The organism is Streptomyces sp. NPDC046821 (assembly GCF_040645335.1).
In the GTDB taxonomy this organism is placed as follows: Bacteria; Actinomycetota; Actinomycetes; order Streptomycetales; family Streptomycetaceae; genus Streptomyces.
In genome coordinates, this window is the sequence record NZ_JBEYYB010000025.1 from 44,897 (window position 1) to 61,903 (window position 17,007).

Here is a 17,007-nt window from a genome sequence, read left to right on the forward strand (position 1 = left end):
TGGGGTGTACCGCTTCCTGTTGTCCCGGCAGTGGGTGATCCTCACCCTCATCACCCTGCTTCTCATCCCCACGATGATCGAGCTGGGCTTCTGGCAGCTGCACCGTCACGAGCACCGGGTCGCGCAGAACAAGCAGATCGGTGACGCGCTCGCCGCGAAGCCGCTGCCGGCCGAGCAGCTCACCTCCCCCGGCAAGCCCGTTCCCAAGGCCGAGATACACCGCCGGGTCTTCGCGAAGGGCACGTTCGACACCGCGCACGAGGTCGTCGTGCGGCGCCGTACGAACGTCGACGAGCAGGTCGGCTACCACGTCCTGACCCCGTTCGTCCTCGACGACGGCAAGGTGCTCCTCGTCAACCGCGGCTGGATCCCGGCGGACGGCGCGCAGACCGCGTTCCCCAGCATCCCGGCGCCCGTGCGCGGCGAGACCACCGTCACCGGCCGCCTCATGGCCGACGAGACGACCGCGGCGAGCGGCATCAAGAACATCCAGGGGCTTCCGGACCGTCAGATCATGCTGATCAGCAGCGGCCAGCAGGCCAACGCGCTCGGCAAGCAGGTGCTCGGCGGCTTCATCGAGCAGACGGCGCCGGAACCGAAGGGCGACACGCCCCAGCTGATCCCGGCCCCCGACCACAGCGACATCGGCCCGCACATGGCGTACGCGGTGCAGTGGTGGCTGTTCTCCGCCGGTGTGCCCGTCGGCTGGATCGTCCTGGTCCGCCGCGAGCGCCGGGACCGCACGGAGGCGGCTGCGGCAGAGGAAGCGCCGGCGGGGCCCGAGCCGGCCACGGTGTGATCCACCCCGTGTGATCCACCCTGTGTGAGGCCGCCCCGCCTCGCGCTCACTCGCCCGGCCCCCGGCGGGATTGGCGGACCGGTCCGCCGGGAACCCGGCTCACGTGCACCGACCCCTTGAGGACTACGCGCTCATCGGCGACCAGCAGACGGCCGCCCTCGTCTCCCGCGGCGGCTCCGTCGACTGGCTCTGCCTCCCCCGCTTCGACTCGCCCGCGTGCTTCGCGTCACTCGTCGGCAGCGACAACAACGGCCACTGGCGGCTCGCCCCGAAAGGCGCGGGCGACTGCACCCGCCGCTCCTACCGCCCCGGCTCCCTGATCCTCGACACCGAGTGGGACACCGACGAGGGCAGCGTCCGGGTCACCGACCTGATGCCTCAGCGCGACCGGGCCCCCGACCTCGTCCGCGTCGTCGAGGGCCTGAGCGGCCGCGTCACGATGCGCGGCACCCTGCGGCTCCGCTTCGACTACGGGTCGATCGTGCCGTGGATGCGGCGGGCCGACGGCCACCGCGTCGCCGTCGCGGGGCCCGACTCGATGTGGCTGCGCAGCGAACCCGCCGTCCGTACCTGGGGCAAGGACCTCACCACCCACGCCGAGTTCACCGTCGAGGAGGGCGAGAAGGTCTCCTTCGTACTGACCTGGCACCCGTCCCACCAGCCGCGCCCGGCACTGGTCCACCCGCTCGACTCGCTGCGGCGCTCCCTCGACGAGTGGCAGGAGTGGTCGGCACGGTGCCGCTACCAGGGCCCGCACCGGGACGCCGTCCTGCGCTCCCTGCTCACCCTGAAGGCCCTGACGTTCGAGCCGACCGGCGGGATCGTCGCCGCGCCCACGACGTCGCTGCCCGAGGAGCTGGGCGGCGTCCGCAACTGGGACTACCGGTACTGCTGGCTGCGCGACTCGACGCTCACGCTCGGCGCGCTCATGTCGGCCGGCTACCTCGACGAGGCCAAGGCGTGGCGGGACTGGCTGTTGCGCGCGGTCGCGGGCGACCCGGCGGACCTGCAGATCATGTACGGGCTCTCGGGCGAGCGCCGGCTGCCCGAGATCGAACTGCCGTGGCTCGCCGGATACGCCGGCTCCTCGCCCGTGCGCGCGGGCAACGACGCCGTGCGCCAGCTCCAGCTCGACGTGTACGGGGAGGTGATCGACTCGCTCGCCCTGGCACGGCTGGCGGGAATGCCGTCCGAGCCGCACGCGTGGCGGCTCCAGCTGGCCCTCGTCGAGTTCCTGCGCACCGCCTGGCGCCGGCCCGACCAGGGGCTGTGGGAGGTGCGCGGGCCGCGCAGGCACTTCGTGCACTCCAAGGTGATGGCGTGGGTGGCGGCGGACCGCATCGTGCGGGCCATGGAGGACGACGACACCCTCGCGGGCGACCTGGACGCCATGCGGCAGCTGCGCGACGACATCCACCGTGACGTGATCGAGCGCGGATTCGACGCCGGGCGCAACACCTTCACGCAGTACTACGGCTCGACCGAGCTCGACGCCTCGCTGCTGCTCATCCCCCGCGTCGGCTTCCTGCCGCCCGACGACCCGCGCGTGATCGGCACGGTCGAGGCCATCCGCGACGAACTCACGGAGAACGGCCTCGTGCGCCGCTACAGCGCCGAGGCGAGCGGCCTCGACGGTCTCCCGGGCCGCGAGGGAACGTTCCTCGTCTGCTCGTTCTGGCTCGCCGACGCGCTCCACATGACCGGGCACACAAAGGAGGCCCGGGAGCTGTTCGAGCAGCTCGTGGCGGCCAGTAACGACGTGGGGCTGCTCGCCGAGGAGTACGACCCGGTGTCCGGGCGCCTGCTCGGGAACTTCCCGCAGGCGTTCAGCCACATCGGCCTGGTGGGGACCGCGCTCACCTTGTTCGGTACCGGCGAGACAGGACAAGGGCCGGGCGAGGCAGGATAGGGCCATGGATCTTGGACTGAAAGACCGTGTCTACGTCGTCACCGGAGCCACCCGGGGCCTCGGCAACGCCGCCGCGCGTGAGCTCGTCGCCGACGGGGCGAAGGTGATCATCACCGGGCGGGACGAGAAGAGCGTGGCCGAGGCCGCGGACGCGCTCGGCGAGAACGCCGTCGGCGTCGCCGCCGACAACGCCGACCCGGACGTCGCGGGCCGTCTCATCGCGGCGGCGCGCGAGAACTTCGGCGGCTTCGACGGCGTACTGATCAGCGTCGGCGGGCCGGCCCCCGGGTTCCTCGCGGACAACACCGACGAACAGTGGGCGTCGGCCTTCGAGTCGGTGTTCCTCGGCGCGGTGCGGCTCGCGCGCGCGGCGGCGGCCGCGCTGGGCGAGGGCGGCGTCATCGGCTTCGTCCTGTCCGGTTCCGTGCACGAGCCGATCCCCGGCCTGACCATCTCCAACGGTCTGCGCCCCGGGCTCGCCGGCTTCGCGAAGTCCCTCGCGGACGAGCTGGGTCCGCGCGGCATCCGCGTCGTCGGGCTGCTCCCCGCACGCATCGACACGGACCGGGTCCGTGAGCTCGACGGGCTCTCGGCCGACCCGGAGGCGACCCGCGCCGCCAACGAGGCGCGCATCCCGCTGCGCCGCTACGGCAAGCCGGAGGAGTTCGGGCGCGCCGCCGCGTTCTTCCTGTCGCCCGCCGCGTCGTACCTCACCGGTGTGATGCTCCCGGTGGACGGCGGCCACCGGCACGGTTTCTGATACCGGACCGCGCTAACTCACGCGCTCCGCACGGTGCTTGACCGCGCGGAGCCGCACCTCGGCCGGCAGGGCGGTGAGGTGGGCGGAGCCCTTCGCGTGGCCCAGGGCCTCCTCGCTGAGCTGGCGCAGGGCCGCAGCGGGCTCCGCGTGCGGTTCGAGGAGCATGGCCATGCGGACCCGGGGTGCGGTGCGCCGCCCGGTCAGCATGGCCCCCGCCCGCGCGACGCCGTCGAACGACTCGGCCTCGGCGGCGAGCACCCCTTCGAGCGCGCGGCCGCGCAGCAGCGCGACCTCGCCGTCCCCGGAGTCGACGACGACCTCGGAGAGCCGGCGCCGCCGCAGCTGCGCGACCAGCCACCACAGGGCGAGCAGCACGACGACGGCGAGCACGGCGATGACGACCGGCCACCACCAGCCCTCGCCGCGCCACCGCAGGCGGTCCGCCCGGCTCAGCAACACGTCGTGACGCCCTTCGTAGATCCACCAGGACGGCGGTGTCACGCCGAGCCCGACGGCGAGGACGGATCCGCCGAAGATCAGGAGGATCAGGCCGGCCAGTCCGACGACGATCCGGTTCACGGTCCTGAGCACGGGCTCACCCCTTCTTCCCGGGCCGCACCACCCGCACCGAGAGCGCGGGCGGCACGGCGAGCCCGAGCCCGTCGACGGCCCGGCCGATCACGGTGTCCAAGTCGGCGCGTACGTCGTCGAGTTGGCGGAAGTGCGAGACGGCCCGCACCTCGGCCTTGCGGCGTTTCACGCGGACCCGCACGGACTGCACGCCCGACACCTCCATGGCCCGGTCCCGCAGCACCATCGCGGCGGCGTCCCGGTGCAGTCCGGCCCGTACGTCGGTGTGGGCGCGGCGCATCGTGAGGACGGCGCGCAGTCCGGGCGTCACGGCGAGCACGACGAGCCAGAGCCCGAGGGCGGCGGCCACTCCGGCGCCGGTCAGCACCCATACGTCGTTAAGGGGGCGCTGGGCGAGTTCGTTGGCAAGGGAGCGGCGCCACTGCATCGCGGGGTGCCCGGCGCGCACGGAGGCGATGTCGTACAGCAGGATTCCGGCGCCGCCCACGAGGACGGCCGCGACCAGTGCCGCCGGGATGCGCCGCGGTGACCAGAAGCGGCCGTCGGCGCGGTGGCGGTGCGGCGGCTGCCCCTCGTAGGTGGCCGCTGAGCCCGACTGGTCGAACCCGCCGGGCGGCCCGTCCGCCTCCCGCTCGACGACGGGCAGGGGCTGTGTGGGCTCGCTCATCGGGTCCTCCGCCGTTCCGCGTCGCGCTCGTGCTCCGAGTGCAGCCGCTCCACCTGAACGGTCACCTCGGGCACCGCCATCCCCGCCAACTCCCTTACCCGTTCGATGACTTGGCGACGCACGGCGGCACACTGCGCGCCGATGTCGACGGGGTAGTCCAGTTCGAGACTGATCCGGACGCGGGCGGCGGCGACGGGGGTCCCGTCCGGCCGGGCGGTGTCGATGGACCGGGAGAGGACGGCGACGGTGGCGTGCGGGCGCGCCCGGTCGGCGGGCACGGCTGGCAGCGCCTCACGGGCCGCCTGGGCGGCGATCTTGGCCACGACCCGGTCGGCGATCCGGGTCGCGCCGCGCTCGGCGGGCGCGACCAGCGTCGCCACCGGTCACCGCCGCCGGTCGCCGCGACTGCGGAAGAAGTCGCCGGGCTCCAGGTCTCCCTCGAAGAACCGGCCGACGACGAATCCGACGGCACCGAGCGCCGCCACCAGGAGGAAGGCCCCGAATCCGCCGAAGTATCCGGCGAATGCGAGTGCCATGCCGGCGATCATGCCGACCACGGCCAGGTTCATCGAGTGCGCCTCCTCAAGGGCGAGCTCGCGGGCGGATGCTTACTGGAGCCTGCTCTCCGGTTCCTCTTCCTCTTCGTCGGGCAGCTTCACGTCGCTCACCGCGATGTTGACCTCGACGACCTCCAGGCCCGTCATGCGCTCGACGGCCGCGACCACGTTCTCGCGCACGTCACGGGCCACGTCGGAGATCGAGACGCCGTACTCCACGACGATCTCCAGGTCGAGCGCGGTCTGCAGTTCGCCGACCTCGGCCTTCACGCCCCGCGACACGGACTTGGTGGATCCGCCGGGCACCCGGTCACGGACCGCTCCGAAGGTGCGGGACAGACCGCTGCCCATCGCGTGGACGCCGATCACGTCGCGGGTCGCGAGGCCGGCGATCTTCTCGACCACACCGTCGGCGATCGTGGTGCGCCCTCGCGTGCCCGGGGATCCGCCGCCCCGCCTGGTCACGCCTGCCTTCCCCCCGGTTGCCTCACCCTGCTTCTCTACGGTGTCGGTCATCGCGGGCCGTCCCTCTCGAAGTGGTTCAGGTGGTTCTCCGGGATTTCTGCTCTTTCGTTCCACACTAAGTGCGCTTGCCCGGTCGCGCGCCAGGGGTGCGGCAGGCTGGGGTAATGAGCGCTGACCGATGGACGCAGGCAGTACGACACCAGCTCGGCCTGGGCAGGCTGGTACCGCTGGGAGGGCCACGTGACGGCGCCTGGCTCTCCGAGTCGGCGGCGCGCCCGGCCCTGCGCCGCGCGGTGCGGTCGGTGCCGGGAGTACGGCTGGGAATCCTGCGCCTCGAACTCGCCGACCCGCACGGCAGATACGAGGCGGCGGTGCCGGCACCGCCGAGCGCGCTGCCGCCGGGGCCGCTGAGAATCGTCGCCGAGTGCGCGGCGGCCCCGGACGAGCCGCTGCCCGCGGCGGCGGCCCGGCTGCGCACGGCCCTGTCGGACGCGGCCGCCGAGCGCCTGGGCCTCGACGTGGTGGAGGTCGATCTGAAGGTGACGGCGCTGCTCGACACCGACACCGGTACGCCCGAGGCGGCGGAATCAGGCCCTGAGCAGGACGCTTCCGAGGAGGCCGGGAGTACGGAGGCCGCGGCGGACAGCGACGAGCGGCGCGCCGGCCAGGCCGCGCTCGGCGTGTCCGGAGTGGCCGCTCTGACCGGGGCGCTCGGCGGCCTCGGGCGCGCGGTGCACATCGAGGAGCAGCCGGGGCACGCGGCCGCCATGCCGCGCCGCCATGTGCGGATCGAGGTGGCCGTGTCGGGCGGGCGCCGGGTGCTCGATGTGACGCGGGACGTGCGCACGGCGGTCTCGGCGGCCCTGGCGGATCATCCGTCGGTGGCCGTCCTGGTGACCGCCGTGCGCTGAGGGTGCCCGTGAACCGGGGCGTGCGTCAGTCGCCGAGTCCCGCGAGGTCGCGCAGCCGGCGCCCCTGCGCGGCACGCTCGGCGGCGCGCTGCTCCTCGTACGAGCGCGTGGCGGCGCCCTGGAGCAGGGCCTTGGTCTCGATGACGGCGTCGCGGGGCGCGGCGACGAGTGCCCCGGCGAGGTCGCGCGCGGCGTCGTCGAGCTGGTCGGCGGGCACGACGAGGTTGGCGAGGCCCATGGCGGCGGCCTCGTCGGCGTGGACGTAGCGGCCGGTGACGCAGATCTCCAGGGCGCGCGCGTATCCCACGAGGGAGACGAGGGGGTGCGTGCCGGTGAGGTCGGGCACCAGACCGAGGCTGGTCTCACGCATGGAGAACTGCACGTCCTCGGCGACGATCCGCAGATCGCAGGCGAGGGCGAGCTGGAAGCCGGCCCCGATGGCATGGCCCCGCACCGCGGCGACGGTCACGATGTCGCTGCGCCGCCACCAGGTGAACGCGTCCTGGTACTCGGCGATGGTGTCGTCGAGCACGGCGTCGGAGCCGCGTGCCAGGTCGATGAAGGACGGTTCGCCGTCGAATCCCTCGGGCGTGAACGCCTGACGGTCGAGGCCCGCGGAGAACGAGAGGCCCTCCGCGCGCAGCACGACGACGCGCACGCTGCCCGGCAGGGACTTCCCGGCGTCCACCAACGCCCGCCAGAGAGCGGGACTTTGGGCGTTTCGCTTGTCCGGGTTGGTCAGCGTCACCGTGGCGACACAGTCGTCGACGGTGAGACGGACCCCGTCCTTGTCGAGTACCGGCGCGAGCGAGCCGGATCCGCTCTTGAGCGAAGCCATGTGTGCCTCCGATGGTGTGCGCAGTCGGCCGAGGGCGCCTCGACGCCCTGGGAACTACTGCACAGTAACCAACCGGACGGTCGGCGGACCGACCGGGTGGTCACCATCGGAGCTCGTGCTGCCCGTCAGCCGGCCGCGGTCGCCTTCTTGCCGCGTGTGGCCCCGCCGCGACCTCGCAGCGTGACACCCGACTCACTGAGCATCCGGTGGACGAAGCCATACGAGCGGCCGGTTTCCTCGGCCAGCGCTCGGATGCTCGCACCGGAGTCGTACTTTTTCTTCAGGTCTGCCGCGAGCTTGTCGCGCGCGGCGCCGGTCACCCGGCTGCCCTTCTTCAGAGTCTCGGCCACCCGTGCCTCCTCATGGGAAGTGCGCCTCTGGACTTCTCATGATCACCCCTCCCGGGCTTCCTGGCCACCCATTCGGCAAGGTCCGTACGACGAGGTTGGACGCACGGGGAGGAGACGGGTCGGACGGAACGAGAAGTTCCGGGCGCTCCGCGTCGGGAGCCCGTCCCGGGGCCCGCCACGAAGGTCCAGGTCAGCACCCCTGCCTCTGGCACATGAGCCTCGGACGTCAACACGGCGATGACATCCGCGCAGGCGCACCGGGGCACTAGGCGATCTCACTCAGATGACGGATCACGGGTCGGCCGAATGATCCATAACGAGTGGATCATTCTTTCGATCAAGACGCGCTGACGGCCGACCGTGATCGTCAAGGAGCTCCGGCCGGATCATGGGCCGGGGTCTCGCGGAGCGTCAGGCGAGGCTGACCAGGTCCGCGTAGTCCGGGCCCCACAGGTCCTCGACGCCGTCGGGCAGCAGGATGATGCGCTCCGGCTGGAGCGCCTCCACGGCGCCCTCGTCGTGCGTGACGAGGACGACCGCGCCCTTGTAGGTGCGCAGCGCGCCGAGGATCTCCTCGCGGCTGGCCGGGTCGAGGTTGTTGGTGGGCTCGTCGAGGAGCAGGACGTTCGCGGACGACACGACGAGCGTGGCGAGCGCGAGACGGGTCTTCTCACCGCCGGAGAGCACCCCGGCCGGCTTGTCGACGTCGTCACCGGAGAACAGGAACGAGCCGAGCGTCTTGCGCACCTCGACCAGGTCCAGGTCGGGGGCGGCGGAGCGCATGTTCTCCAGGACGGTGCGCTCGGGGTCGAGCGTCTCGTGCTCCTGCGCGTAGTAGCCGAGCTTGAGGCCGTGGCCCTCGATGACCTCGCCCGTGTCGGGCTTCTCGGCGCCGCCGAGCAGCTTGAGCAGGGTGGTCTTGCCGGCACCGTTGAGGCCGAGGATGACGACGCGCGAGCCCTTGTCGATGGCCAGGTCGACGTCGGTGAAGATCTCCAGGGAGCCGTACGACTTCGACAGGCCCTCGGCCATGAGCGGCGTCTTGCCGCACGGGGAGGGGTCGGGGAAGCGCAGCTTGGCGACCTTGTCGGAGACGCGGACCGCCTCGAGGCCCGCGAGCAGGCGGTCGGCGCGCTTCGCCATGTTCTGCGCGGCGACGGTCTTCGTGGCCTTGGCGCGCATCTTGTCGGCCTGCGAGTTGAGGGCCGCGGCCTTCTTCTCGGCGTTCTGGCGCTCGCGCTTGCGGCGCTTCTCGTCGGCCTCGCGCTGCTGCTGGTAGAGCTTCCAGCCCATGTTGTAGACGTCGATCTGCGAGCGGTTCGCGTCCAGGTAGAACACCTTGTTGACGACCGTCTCGACGAGGTCGACGTCGTGGGAGATCACGATGAAGCCGCCGCGGTACGTCTTGAGGTAGTCGCGCAGCCAGACGATCGAGTCGGCGTCGAGGTGGTTCGTGGGCTCGTCGAGGAGCAGGGTGTCCGCGTCGGAGAAGAGGATGCGGGCCAGCTCGATACGGCGGCGCTGACCGCCGGAGAGCGTGTGCAGGGGCTGGCCGAGCACGCGGTCCGGGAGGTTGAGCGCGGCGGCGATGGTGGCGGCCTCGGCCTCGGCGGCGTAACCGCCCTTGGTGAGGAACTCCGTCTCCTGGCGCTCGTACTGCTTCAGCGCCTTCGCGCGCGTGGCGCCCGTGCCATTGGCGATGCGCTGCTCGTTGTCGCGCATCTTCTGGATCAGGGTGTCGAGGCCGCGCGCGGACAGGATGCGGTCGCGGGCCAGGACGTCGAGGTCGCCGGTGCGGGGGTCCTGCGGGAGGTAGCCGACCTCGCCGGAACGGGCGATGGTGCCGCCGGCCGGGATGCCCTCGCCGGCGAGGACCTTGGTGAGGGTGGTCTTGCCGGCGCCGTTGCGCCCGACCAGGCCGATGCGGTCGCCCTTGGCGATGCGGAAGTTGGCGTTCTCGATGAGGATGCGGGCGCCGGCGCGCAGTTCGATGCCGGATGCGGTGATCACGGGGAGGTACTCCAGGAAACGGATTAACGGCGGATTGACGGGGCGAGGGCCGGTCGGCGCCGCTAAACCACCCAGAGAAGGAACGTCATACGGAGCAGTTTAACGGTGGGATGCAAGCGTTTATGCCGGGGCGGACGGCCGCGCCAGGGTGCGGTGCGACACGTTCCGGTGAGCCGGGGGTCGCTCGCGGGGCGGATTGTCGGTGCCGGGTGCAAGTCTGGTGAAGGCAGCACTTCCCCAGCGGGTGATGAAGGAGTGAGCACGGTGAGCGGTACGAAGGGCACGCAGGGTCCGAGCCTCTTCCCGACGTTGCTGTACGCCGACGCGAAGGCCGCGATCGAGCAGCTGACCTCGGCCTTCGGCTTCACGGCCGCCGCGGTGCACGAGGGCGACGGCGGCATGGTGGCGCACGCCGAGCTGACGTTCGGGAACGGCGCGGTGATGCTCGGTTCGAAGGGCCGCGGCGGCCCCTTCGACCAGGCGATGAAGGGCTCCGGCACGGCCGGTGTCTATGTCGTCGTCGACGACGTGGACGCCCATCACCGCCGGGCCGTCGAGCACGGCGTGGAGATCCTCATGCCCCCGACGGACCAGGACTACGGCTCCCGCGACTACATGGCGAGAGACGCCGAGGGCAACGTGTGGTCCTTCGGCACGTACGCCCCCGAGATCTGATCCCGGGGGCGCGTCGTGCGCGGTGTCACGCGCCGCCGGTGTGCACCTGGAAGGCGGCCCGGCGGACGGCCTTGGCCAGGGTCGGGTCCGGGTGCGCGGCGGCCAGTGCGACGAGGACTTGGACGGTCCGCGGGTGCCCGGCCCTCCTGACCTCGTCGAGGAGCGCGGGCACGGTGGGCTGCACGGCCGACTCCAGGTGACGGACCAGGAGCTGGGCCTCGCCGTGGTCGGCGACGGCCGCGGCGGTGTCCACCCAAAGCCACGTCGTCTCTTCCCGGGTCAGCACCAGATGTACGTCCTCGGGGTCGGCACCCTCGTACTCGGCGAGCCACAGCAGCGCGTACGGCCGCAGGGGTGCCTCTTCGGCGACGGACCGGACGACGGGCTCGGCCGGGGCGCCGACGACGCGGAGCGCCTCGAAGGCGAGTCCGCGCAGCAGCGCGTCCTCGCCGCGGGCGGCCGCGATCAGCTCGGTGACGGCGCTGCCGACGGGCCGGGCGGCGAGCCAGGCGCGGTACTCGGCGCGGGCCGCCTTGGGCCGCAGGCGAGCGCAGCCCCTGAGCATGTCCTCGGCGGCCTGCTCGATGTTCCCGGCCGGGGACTGCGCGGCGACGCAGATCTGCTCCAGCTTGACCCAGACCGCCCAGCTGCCGAGGGGCGTGAGGGTGGCCTGGCCGTCGGCGCAGGTGAGGGCTCCGACGGCGGCGAGGCCGAGCAGTGCCCAGTCGAGCAGCGCGGGCAGCGGTTCGCTCGCGGGGTCGGCGGGCTCGGGCTGGGGGCCGTACGGGATCTCGCAGCGCTCGGTGCGCAGTTCCTCGACGCGCTGGCCGAGGAGGTCGAGCAGCTGCGGGACCGGGACGGGGCCGGCGGAGAGCTGGAGGAGGGAGAGCACCTGGGGCATCGCCTCGACGACCTCGGCGACCGAGGCGGCCTCCAGGGTGCCCACGGCCGGGCGGGCGAGCGACCAGGCGTCGAACAGCGCGACCCAGCCGCGCAGCACGGCGGAGTCGTCGCGGTCCCAGGCGCGCAGGCGCCAGCCGGGGCGGGCGGTGTCGCCGTGCACCTCGACGAGGCCCGCGAGGCGCGCGGTGTCCCAGTCGGCACGGATCTGTCGCGGGGGCAGGTCCAGGTCGGCCGCCGCGCGCTCGGCGGTGGACACGGAGAGCGCGCCCCTGCCGTCGGGGGTGCCGTGGCCCTTGCCGGGGCTGAGGGTGGCGTCGGCCCAGCGGGCCACACGCACGGCGTCGGCGAGGACCTGGCGGGCCATGCGGGCCAGCTCCCCCGGGGGTGGTGTGCCCTCCGGCGGGCGGGGCGGGCGCGCCTGGGTGGTCACGCTTTCGGACCGCACGGGGGCGGTGGCGAGGGCGCGAGGGCGGACGAGTCGGAGCCTGGAGTCGCGCGGGATACGGGACGTCACAGGGGGCAGTCTTGCGGTTGACGGTCCGAAAACCCAAACGGAATCCTTACGTGCCACTTCGGACGGGTCTCCGGGCGGGTCCGAGGGGTGGTCTGGTATGGGGTCTACGCGGGCCTTCCTGCACCGTTGTGCCGTGCGGCCGGCGACGGTTCCCAGCACTTCCGGAGGTCTGCCCGGGCCTGCGGGACGTGGCTACATGAGCGGCGTCAGGAAGCGGCGGAGGGCTTCCTCGTACGCGTGCGGGTCGGCGTTCCACATGGCTCCGTGGCCGGCTTCGGGGACCGTGTGGAGGGTGACCAAGTCGGGCCGCCGGTCGGCCAGTTCGCGGGACAGGCCCCAGGGCGCGATCTCGTCGGCGGGGCCGTGCGCGATGAGGGTGGGGACCTTGAGCCCGGTCGGGTCGGCGGCGTCGTGGAGGCGGTCGCCGTGCAGGCCGGTGCGGCCCTGCGCCGCGCGGACCGCGAGCGGCAGGAGCGGGCCGGGGGTGCGGCGGGCCTTCGCGAGGGCGCGCAGTGTGACGTCCCAGGCGAGGACGGGTGAGTCGAGGACGAGTCCGGCGATGCGTTCCCGCAAAGCGGAATGTGCCGCCGCGTGCAGGGCCATGGCGGCGCCGGTCGACCAGCCGTGCACGACCACGCGCTCGGCGCCGAACCGCACGGCGTAGCGGATCGCGGCGTCCAGGTCGCGCCACTCGGTCTCCCCCAGGTGGCCGAGGCCGTCCGGGGAGCGGGGTGCTCCGAGGTCGCCCCGGTAGGCGAGGTCGAGCACGGGGAAGCGGTGATGGTGCAGGAACTCCATGACGACCATGGGGTGCTCCCGGGTGGTGCCCAGGCCGTGGACGGTGATGATCCAGGTCGGGCGGGCACCGGGCACGAACCAGGCCGGGAGGGCGCCGAGCTCGCCGGGGATGTCGACATCGGCGTGGTCGAGGCCGAGGGCCGACTTGGGGTCGCCGATGTGGACCTGGGGCGTGAGCCAGGCCTTGGCGCCGGGTTTCAGGGAGCCGTGGGTGACGCGTTCCAGGCGGCGCACGACCGCGTCCGCGCTGGACCGGGCGTCGTCGAGGACGTCCCCGACGACGGCGTGGAAGCCGTCTCCGCTCAGGCCGTACGTCCCCGGGCGCAGCGACACGAGGTCCCGGGTGAGCGTGATCCGGGCCTCGTCGGCGGCGTGGACGGTGAGGCGCGGCTCGGTGGGCAGCGGCCTGCCGGCGGGCGCCTTGAGGGCGGCATCACTGGCGAACCGACCGGCCGCGACCGCGGCCGCGCCGGCACCGATGACGGCGGAGACGGCAGCGGCCGTCGCTGTGGCGGTACGCACCGTCCCAGTGTCCGCCTCGTGGGGCGCCCCGGCCAGCGGGGAGGGGTGGACGCGGCAGTTCCGGCCGGCCCCTGGCGGAGCGTGGGCGAGGGTCGAACGTGCGGGGTCGGGGGTACTGAGGCGCTGGCCCGCGAATGACACGCGGGGCCCGGCTGGTGGGGCGGGTGGCCCAGGGTCGGGGGCGTGGGCGCGGGGCCACCGAGGCGGCGCCCACAGTCCCGCAGCTCACCCCCGCTGCCCCCAGTCCCGCAACTGCTCCTCCGTCCACTCCCCGGAGTTCCCCCGCCAGCGCCGAGCCCGCTGACCCGGCCCGAGGTTGGCACACGAGCCCGAGCTCACCTACGGGCCCGGACCGATCCTGCAGCCCCCAGCGCACAGCCCCCACTCCCCCGCCACCCCCGAAGGGGCCCCTCACCCCCGCTGCCCATACCCCCGCAATTTCTCCCCCACCTCCGCCACCTGATCCTCGGTGAGCAGCGAGGGCGTCAGGTGCGGATGTGCGCTCGCCGTCAGCCACACCCGGCACATCCATTCCAGCTGTGCCGTGCGGTCGTAGGCCTGGGTGAGTGTGTCGCCGTAGGTGAGCGTGCCGTGGTTCTGGAGGAGGCAGCCGGTTCGGTTCTCCAGGGACTTGAGTGCGTTTTCGGCCAGTTTGTCGGTGCCGTAGGTGGCGTAGGGGGCTACGCGGACCGGGCCGCCGAGCGCTGCCGCCATGTAGTGGATGAGCGGGAGTTCGGGGACGAGGGTGGAGACGGCCGTGGCGTGGACCGCGTGGGTGTGGACGACGGCGCGGGCGGGTGTGGCGCGGTAGACCGCCAGGTGCATGGGGAGTTCGCTGGTCGGCGTCAGCGTTCCGGCGCGCCACGAGCCGTCGAGGCCGACGGCGACGAGGTCGTCCGGGGTCAGCTCGTCGTACGGGACTCCGCTCGGTGTCACGAGGACGGTGCCGCCGACGCGGACCGAGACGTTCCCCGAGGTTCCGACGACCAGGCCGTCGGTGACGGTCCGCCGCGCCGTCGCCACGAGTTCGTCCCACGCCTGCGCGAGCCCGTCCGCACCGCCCGGTTCCTCCGCCATGGCCGCATCCTGCCAGCCGTGCGGAGTCGAGGAGTCCGGAAGCGCACACATGGGCAGTGATGCCTGACTTACACCCATCTGCCGGAGATCCACGATTTTGGAGTGATCATCCGATAGCCTCCGGTGTGTTTTATCCCGTATGTCGTAATCGTGGGGGAAATATGACTCATGGTCACCAGCCGTCCCGTAGCCGCGCGTACGTCGCCACGGCGACCGCGCTCGCCGCTCTGACGCTCGGGGGAACCGCCCTCACCCAGACCACGGCATCGGCGGCGGGCGGCGGCACGAGGGGGCACGACGTCTCCTCGTACCAGCGGGCCGTCGACTGGCAGCAGGCCAGGAACAAGGGCGCCCGGTTCGTCTACGTGAAGGCGACCGAGTCCACGAACTACCGCAACCCGTTCTTCGGGGCGCAGTACAACGGCGCCCGGAACGCGGGCATCATCCGCGGCGCGTACCACTTCGCGGTCCCGAACAAGTCCTCCGGCCAGGCGCAGGCCGCGTACTTCGTGAAGAACGGGGGCGGGTGGCGGGCGGACGGCTGGACCCTGCCGCCCGCGGTCGACCTCGAGTACAACCCGTACGGCAAGCAGAAGTGCTACGGCCTGAGCCAGGGGAGGATGGTCTCCTGGGTGCGGGCGTTCAGTGACGAGGTGCGCCGCCGGACGGGCCGCCGTCCGGTGATCTACACGAGCTACCACTGGTGGAAGGTCTGCACCGGGGACAGCCGGGCCCTCGCCGGCAACCATGCGCTGTGGCTCGCCCGCTACGACGACCGGGCCGGGATGCTGCCCGCGGGCTGGGCGTACTGGACGTTCTGGCAGTACGGGAACAGCGGCGGACTGCCGGGTGACCAGAATCTCTTCAACGGTTCACAGGCTCAGTTGCGGAGCTTCGCCAGGGGCTGACGGAGGGATCACTTCCGCTCAACCAGGCCCCCGTTCCGCTTCCCGAACACCCCCGCGCCGCCGCCCCGTCACCAACGGAGTGGCGGCCCTCCACTTCGGGACACTGCGCCGCCCGACTGAGTTCATCTTCCGTTCACTCAGGTTGCCTACGGTCCTCATGCCACTGACGTCCAACAGAATTTTGGGTAAATGGAACACATCACGCTTCTCCTCGGGATCGTGATCGTCACCGCTCTCGTGTTCGACTTCACGAACGGTTTCCACGACACAGCCAACGCGATGGCAACCACCATCTCGACCGGCGCACTCAAGCCCAAGACGGCGGTGGCCATGTCCGCCGTGCTCAACCTCGTCGGCGCCTTCCTCTCCGTGGAGGTCGCCAAGACGATCTCCGGCGGCATCATCAACGAGGACGGACTGAAGACCGAGGTCATCTTCGCCGCGCTGGTGGGCGCCATCCTCTGGAATCTCGTCACGTGGCTGGTGGGTCTCCCCTCCAGCTCGTCCCACGCCCTCTTCGGCGGCCTCATCGGCGCCGCCGTCATGTCGATGGGCTGGTCGTCGATCGACGGCGGCACCGTCGTCACCAAGATCCTGCTGCCGGCCGTGGCCGCGCCGTTCGTGGCGGGCATCGCCGCGATGCTGGCCACCCGGCTCACCTACCGCATCGGCTCCAAGACCGACCAGAAGGCGACCGCCAAGGGCTACCGCGCCGGTCAGATCGCCTCCGCCGGTCTCGTCTCCCTCGCGCACGGCACGAACGACGCGCAGAAGACGATGGGCATCATCACCCTCGCCCTGATCACGGGCGGCGTCATCAGCCCCGGCTCCAACCCCCCGATGTGGGTCATCGTGTCGGCCGGTACGGCCATCGCGCTCGGCACCTACCTCGGCGGCTGGCGCATCATCCGCACCATGGGCAAGGGCCTCACCGAGCTCGCGCCGCAGCAGGGCTTCGCCGCCCAGACCAGCGCCGCGACCGCGATCCTCGCGTCCTCGCACATCGGCTTCTCGCTCTCCACGACGCAGGTCTGCTCCGGCTCCGTGATGGGCGCCGGCCTCGGCCGCAAGGGCGGCGTGGTCCGCTGGTCCACCGCGACCCGCATGTTCATCGCGTGGGGCCTGACCCTGCCGGCCGCCGGACTGGTCGGCATGGGCGCCGAGTTCCTCACCAAGCAGGGCACGTGGGGCGTCGCCGTCACCGCGTTCCTCCTCGTCGCCGGCGCGGCCACCATCTGGGCCCTGTCGCGCCGCAACGCCGTCGACCACACGAACGTCACGCCGGACGACACCTCCGCCGAGCCCGCCGGTGTGGTGACCACCGCGATGGCGGCCGTCGCCCCGCCCCCGGCCGGCGGTGTCACGGCCTCGGACGTGCAGAAGACCACCCTTTCCGCCTCGACAGCCTCGACGAGTTCGTCTGCCTCCCAGCAGGCGGAGCCCGCGCGACCGGCCACGGTCTAAGGAAGCAGCAGCGCTATGCAGATCGACTGGGCAGCACTCGGCTCCGTGTTCGGAGTCAGCCTCGCGACCACGGTGGCCCTCGTGGGCCTGTTCACCCTCGGCATCGTCGGCCTCAGCAAGAAGGAGTCGGCGGCCGCGAACGGCGGTTCGGCGGCCCTCGCCGTCTCCGGCGCGTACCTCTGCTTCGCCCTGTGCGCGGCGGCGGTCGGCTACGGGATCTTCCTGATCGTGGCCTGATCAGGACTCAAGGCACCGAAGGCGGGGTGCGGGACGCTACGGCGTCCCGCAC

General features: G+C 72.2%; 19 protein-coding genes. 8 read left to right on the forward strand and 11 right to left on the reverse strand.

Annotated elements, in window-relative coordinates; translation table 11 throughout:
* Positions 1 to 4 precede the first annotated feature (4 nt).
* The 3 genes from ABZ893_RS34860 (at position 5) to ABZ893_RS34870 (ending at position 3,468) form a co-directional block, all read left to right on the forward strand.
* Positions 5 to 799 carry an SURF1 family protein gene (locus tag ABZ893_RS34860; protein ID WP_361412129.1) on the forward strand — a complete coding sequence of 265 codons (795 nt, stop codon included), beginning with the start codon at positions 5 to 7 and terminating at the stop codon, positions 797 to 799.
* Positions 800 to 902: 103 nt separating this feature from the next.
* Positions 903 to 2,708 (forward strand): glycoside hydrolase family 15 protein, encoded by a 1,806-nt coding sequence (locus ABZ893_RS34865; protein ID WP_361412131.1) that lies wholly within the window; start codon positions 903 to 905, stop codon positions 2,706 to 2,708.
* 4 nt (positions 2,709 to 2,712) lie between these two features.
* Entirely contained in the window at positions 2,713 to 3,468 is a 756-nt protein-coding gene (locus ABZ893_RS34870) for an SDR family oxidoreductase (protein ID WP_361412133.1), read from the forward strand.
* 12 nt (positions 3,469 to 3,480) lie between these two features.
* On the opposite strand, the gene amaP is transcribed toward ABZ893_RS34870, so the two are convergent.
* From amaP to ABZ893_RS34895, 5 genes are read right to left on the reverse strand one after another with little or no spacing between them, the layout of a single operon-like run.
* Positions 3,481 to 4,059 (reverse strand): alkaline shock response membrane anchor protein AmaP, encoded by a 579-nt coding sequence (gene amaP / locus ABZ893_RS34875; RefSeq protein ID WP_361412135.1) that lies wholly within the window; start codon positions 4,057 to 4,059, stop codon positions 3,481 to 3,483.
* Positions 4,060 to 4,063: 4 nt separating this feature from the next.
* The gene (locus ABZ893_RS34880; RefSeq protein WP_361412137.1) at positions 4,064 to 4,726 is read right to left on the reverse strand and encodes a DUF6286 domain-containing protein; all 663 of its coding nucleotides are present in this window, start codon (positions 4,724 to 4,726) and stop codon (positions 4,064 to 4,066) included.
* A complete protein-coding gene (locus ABZ893_RS34885) occupies positions 4,723 to 5,106 on the reverse strand; it encodes an Asp23/Gls24 family envelope stress response protein (RefSeq protein WP_361412139.1) in 384 nt (127 codons plus the stop codon). The genes ABZ893_RS34880 and ABZ893_RS34885 overlap by 4 nt, the downstream gene beginning before the upstream one ends.
* A gap of 3 nt (positions 5,107 to 5,109) precedes the next feature.
* Positions 5,110 to 5,295 carry a hypothetical protein gene (locus ABZ893_RS34890; RefSeq protein WP_361412141.1) on the reverse strand — a complete coding sequence of 62 codons (186 nt, stop codon included), beginning with the start codon at positions 5,293 to 5,295 and terminating at the stop codon, positions 5,110 to 5,112.
* Positions 5,296 to 5,334: 39 nt separating this feature from the next.
* Positions 5,335 to 5,799 carry an Asp23/Gls24 family envelope stress response protein gene (locus ABZ893_RS34895; protein ID WP_361412143.1) on the reverse strand — a complete coding sequence of 155 codons (465 nt, stop codon included), beginning with the start codon at positions 5,797 to 5,799 and terminating at the stop codon, positions 5,335 to 5,337.
* A 113-nt stretch (positions 5,800 to 5,912) separates the two neighbouring features.
* Here ABZ893_RS34895 and ABZ893_RS34900 point away from each other — a divergent pair, with 113 nt between their 5' ends.
* Positions 5,913 to 6,659 (forward strand): nucleopolyhedrovirus P10 family protein, encoded by a 747-nt coding sequence (locus ABZ893_RS34900; protein ID WP_361412145.1) that lies wholly within the window; start codon positions 5,913 to 5,915, stop codon positions 6,657 to 6,659.
* 25 nt (positions 6,660 to 6,684) lie between these two features.
* Here the strand turns inward: ABZ893_RS34900 and ABZ893_RS34905 are convergent, their stop codons facing one another.
* The 3 genes from ABZ893_RS34905 to ABZ893_RS34915 form a co-directional block, all read right to left on the reverse strand.
* Complete coding sequence (locus ABZ893_RS34905) at positions 6,685 to 7,497, reverse strand: enoyl-CoA hydratase/isomerase family protein (RefSeq protein WP_361412147.1); 813 nt, start codon at positions 7,495 to 7,497, stop codon at positions 6,685 to 6,687.
* Positions 7,498 to 7,622: 125 nt separating this feature from the next.
* Positions 7,623 to 7,847, reverse strand: coding sequence for a helix-turn-helix domain-containing protein (locus ABZ893_RS34910; protein WP_189492003.1), 225 nt, complete (start codon positions 7,845 to 7,847; stop codon positions 7,623 to 7,625).
* 411 nt (positions 7,848 to 8,258) lie between these two features.
* Entirely contained in the window at positions 8,259 to 9,857 is a 1,599-nt protein-coding gene (locus ABZ893_RS34915; protein WP_361412149.1) for an ABC-F family ATP-binding cassette domain-containing protein, read from the reverse strand.
* A gap of 264 nt (positions 9,858 to 10,121) precedes the next feature.
* Here ABZ893_RS34915 and ABZ893_RS34920 point away from each other — a divergent pair, with 264 nt between their 5' ends.
* A complete protein-coding gene (locus ABZ893_RS34920; RefSeq protein WP_361412151.1) occupies positions 10,122 to 10,532 on the forward strand; it encodes a VOC family protein in 411 nt (136 codons plus the stop codon).
* 25 nt (positions 10,533 to 10,557) lie between these two features.
* Here ABZ893_RS34920 and ABZ893_RS34925 read toward each other — a convergent pair whose 3' ends face one another.
* From ABZ893_RS34925 to ABZ893_RS34935, 3 genes are all read right to left on the reverse strand, one after another.
* Complete coding sequence (locus tag ABZ893_RS34925) at positions 10,558 to 11,949, reverse strand: hypothetical protein (protein ID WP_361412153.1); 1,392 nt, start codon at positions 11,947 to 11,949, stop codon at positions 10,558 to 10,560.
* 192 nt (positions 11,950 to 12,141) lie between these two features.
* Positions 12,142 to 13,269, reverse strand: coding sequence for an alpha/beta fold hydrolase (locus ABZ893_RS34930; protein ID WP_361412155.1), 1,128 nt, complete (start codon positions 13,267 to 13,269; stop codon positions 12,142 to 12,144).
* A gap of 411 nt (positions 13,270 to 13,680) precedes the next feature.
* Positions 13,681 to 14,346 (reverse strand): class II aldolase/adducin family protein, encoded by a 666-nt coding sequence (locus tag ABZ893_RS34935; RefSeq protein ID WP_361412157.1) that lies wholly within the window; start codon positions 14,344 to 14,346, stop codon positions 13,681 to 13,683.
* 161 nt (positions 14,347 to 14,507) lie between these two features.
* On the opposite strand from ABZ893_RS34935, the gene ABZ893_RS34940 reads away from it, so the two are divergent.
* The 3 genes from ABZ893_RS34940 (at position 14,508) to ABZ893_RS34950 (ending at position 16,955) form a co-directional block, all read left to right on the forward strand.
* Positions 14,508 to 15,254, forward strand: a complete 747-nt coding sequence (locus ABZ893_RS34940) for a lysozyme (RefSeq protein ID WP_361412159.1) — start codon at positions 14,508 to 14,510, stop codon at positions 15,252 to 15,254.
* Between the two features lie 189 nt (positions 15,255 to 15,443).
* Positions 15,444 to 16,718: an inorganic phosphate transporter gene (locus ABZ893_RS34945; RefSeq protein ID WP_361412161.1), complete on the forward strand. Its 1,275-nt coding sequence runs from the start codon at positions 15,444 to 15,446 to the stop codon at positions 16,716 to 16,718.
* A 15-nt stretch (positions 16,719 to 16,733) separates the two neighbouring features.
* On the forward strand, positions 16,734 to 16,955 hold the full coding sequence (locus ABZ893_RS34950) for a hypothetical protein (RefSeq protein ID WP_361412163.1): 222 nt from the start codon (positions 16,734 to 16,736) through the stop codon (positions 16,953 to 16,955).
* The last annotated feature ends 52 nt before the right edge of the window (positions 16,956 to 17,007 follow it).

Coding starts and splice junctions, on each gene's coding strand:
- ABZ893_RS34870 (WP_361412133.1), top strand. CDS start 2,713: ATGGATCTTGGACTGAAAGACCGTGTCTACGTCGTCACCGGAGCCACC.
- ABZ893_RS34880 (WP_361412137.1), bottom strand. CDS start 4,726: ATGAGCGAGCCCACACAGCCCCTGCCCGTCGTCGAGCGGGAGGCGGAC.
- ABZ893_RS34890 (WP_361412141.1), bottom strand. CDS start 5,295: ATGAACCTGGCCGTGGTCGGCATGATCGCCGGCATGGCACTCGCATTC.
- ABZ893_RS34895 (WP_361412143.1), bottom strand. CDS start 5,799: ATGACCGACACCGTAGAGAAGCAGGGTGAGGCAACCGGGGGGAAGGCA.
- ABZ893_RS34900 (WP_361412145.1), top strand. CDS start 5,913: ATGAGCGCTGACCGATGGACGCAGGCAGTACGACACCAGCTCGGCCTG.
- ABZ893_RS34905 (WP_361412147.1), bottom strand. CDS start 7,497: ATGGCTTCGCTCAAGAGCGGATCCGGCTCGCTCGCGCCGGTACTCGAC.
- ABZ893_RS34935 (WP_361412157.1), bottom strand. CDS start 14,346: ATGGCGGAGGAACCGGGCGGTGCGGACGGGCTCGCGCAGGCGTGGGAC.
- ABZ893_RS34940 (WP_361412159.1), top strand. CDS start 14,508: ATGACTCATGGTCACCAGCCGTCCCGTAGCCGCGCGTACGTCGCCACG.
- ABZ893_RS34945 (WP_361412161.1), top strand. CDS start 15,444: ATGGAACACATCACGCTTCTCCTCGGGATCGTGATCGTCACCGCTCTC.
- ABZ893_RS34950 (WP_361412163.1), top strand. CDS start 16,734: ATGCAGATCGACTGGGCAGCACTCGGCTCCGTGTTCGGAGTCAGCCTC.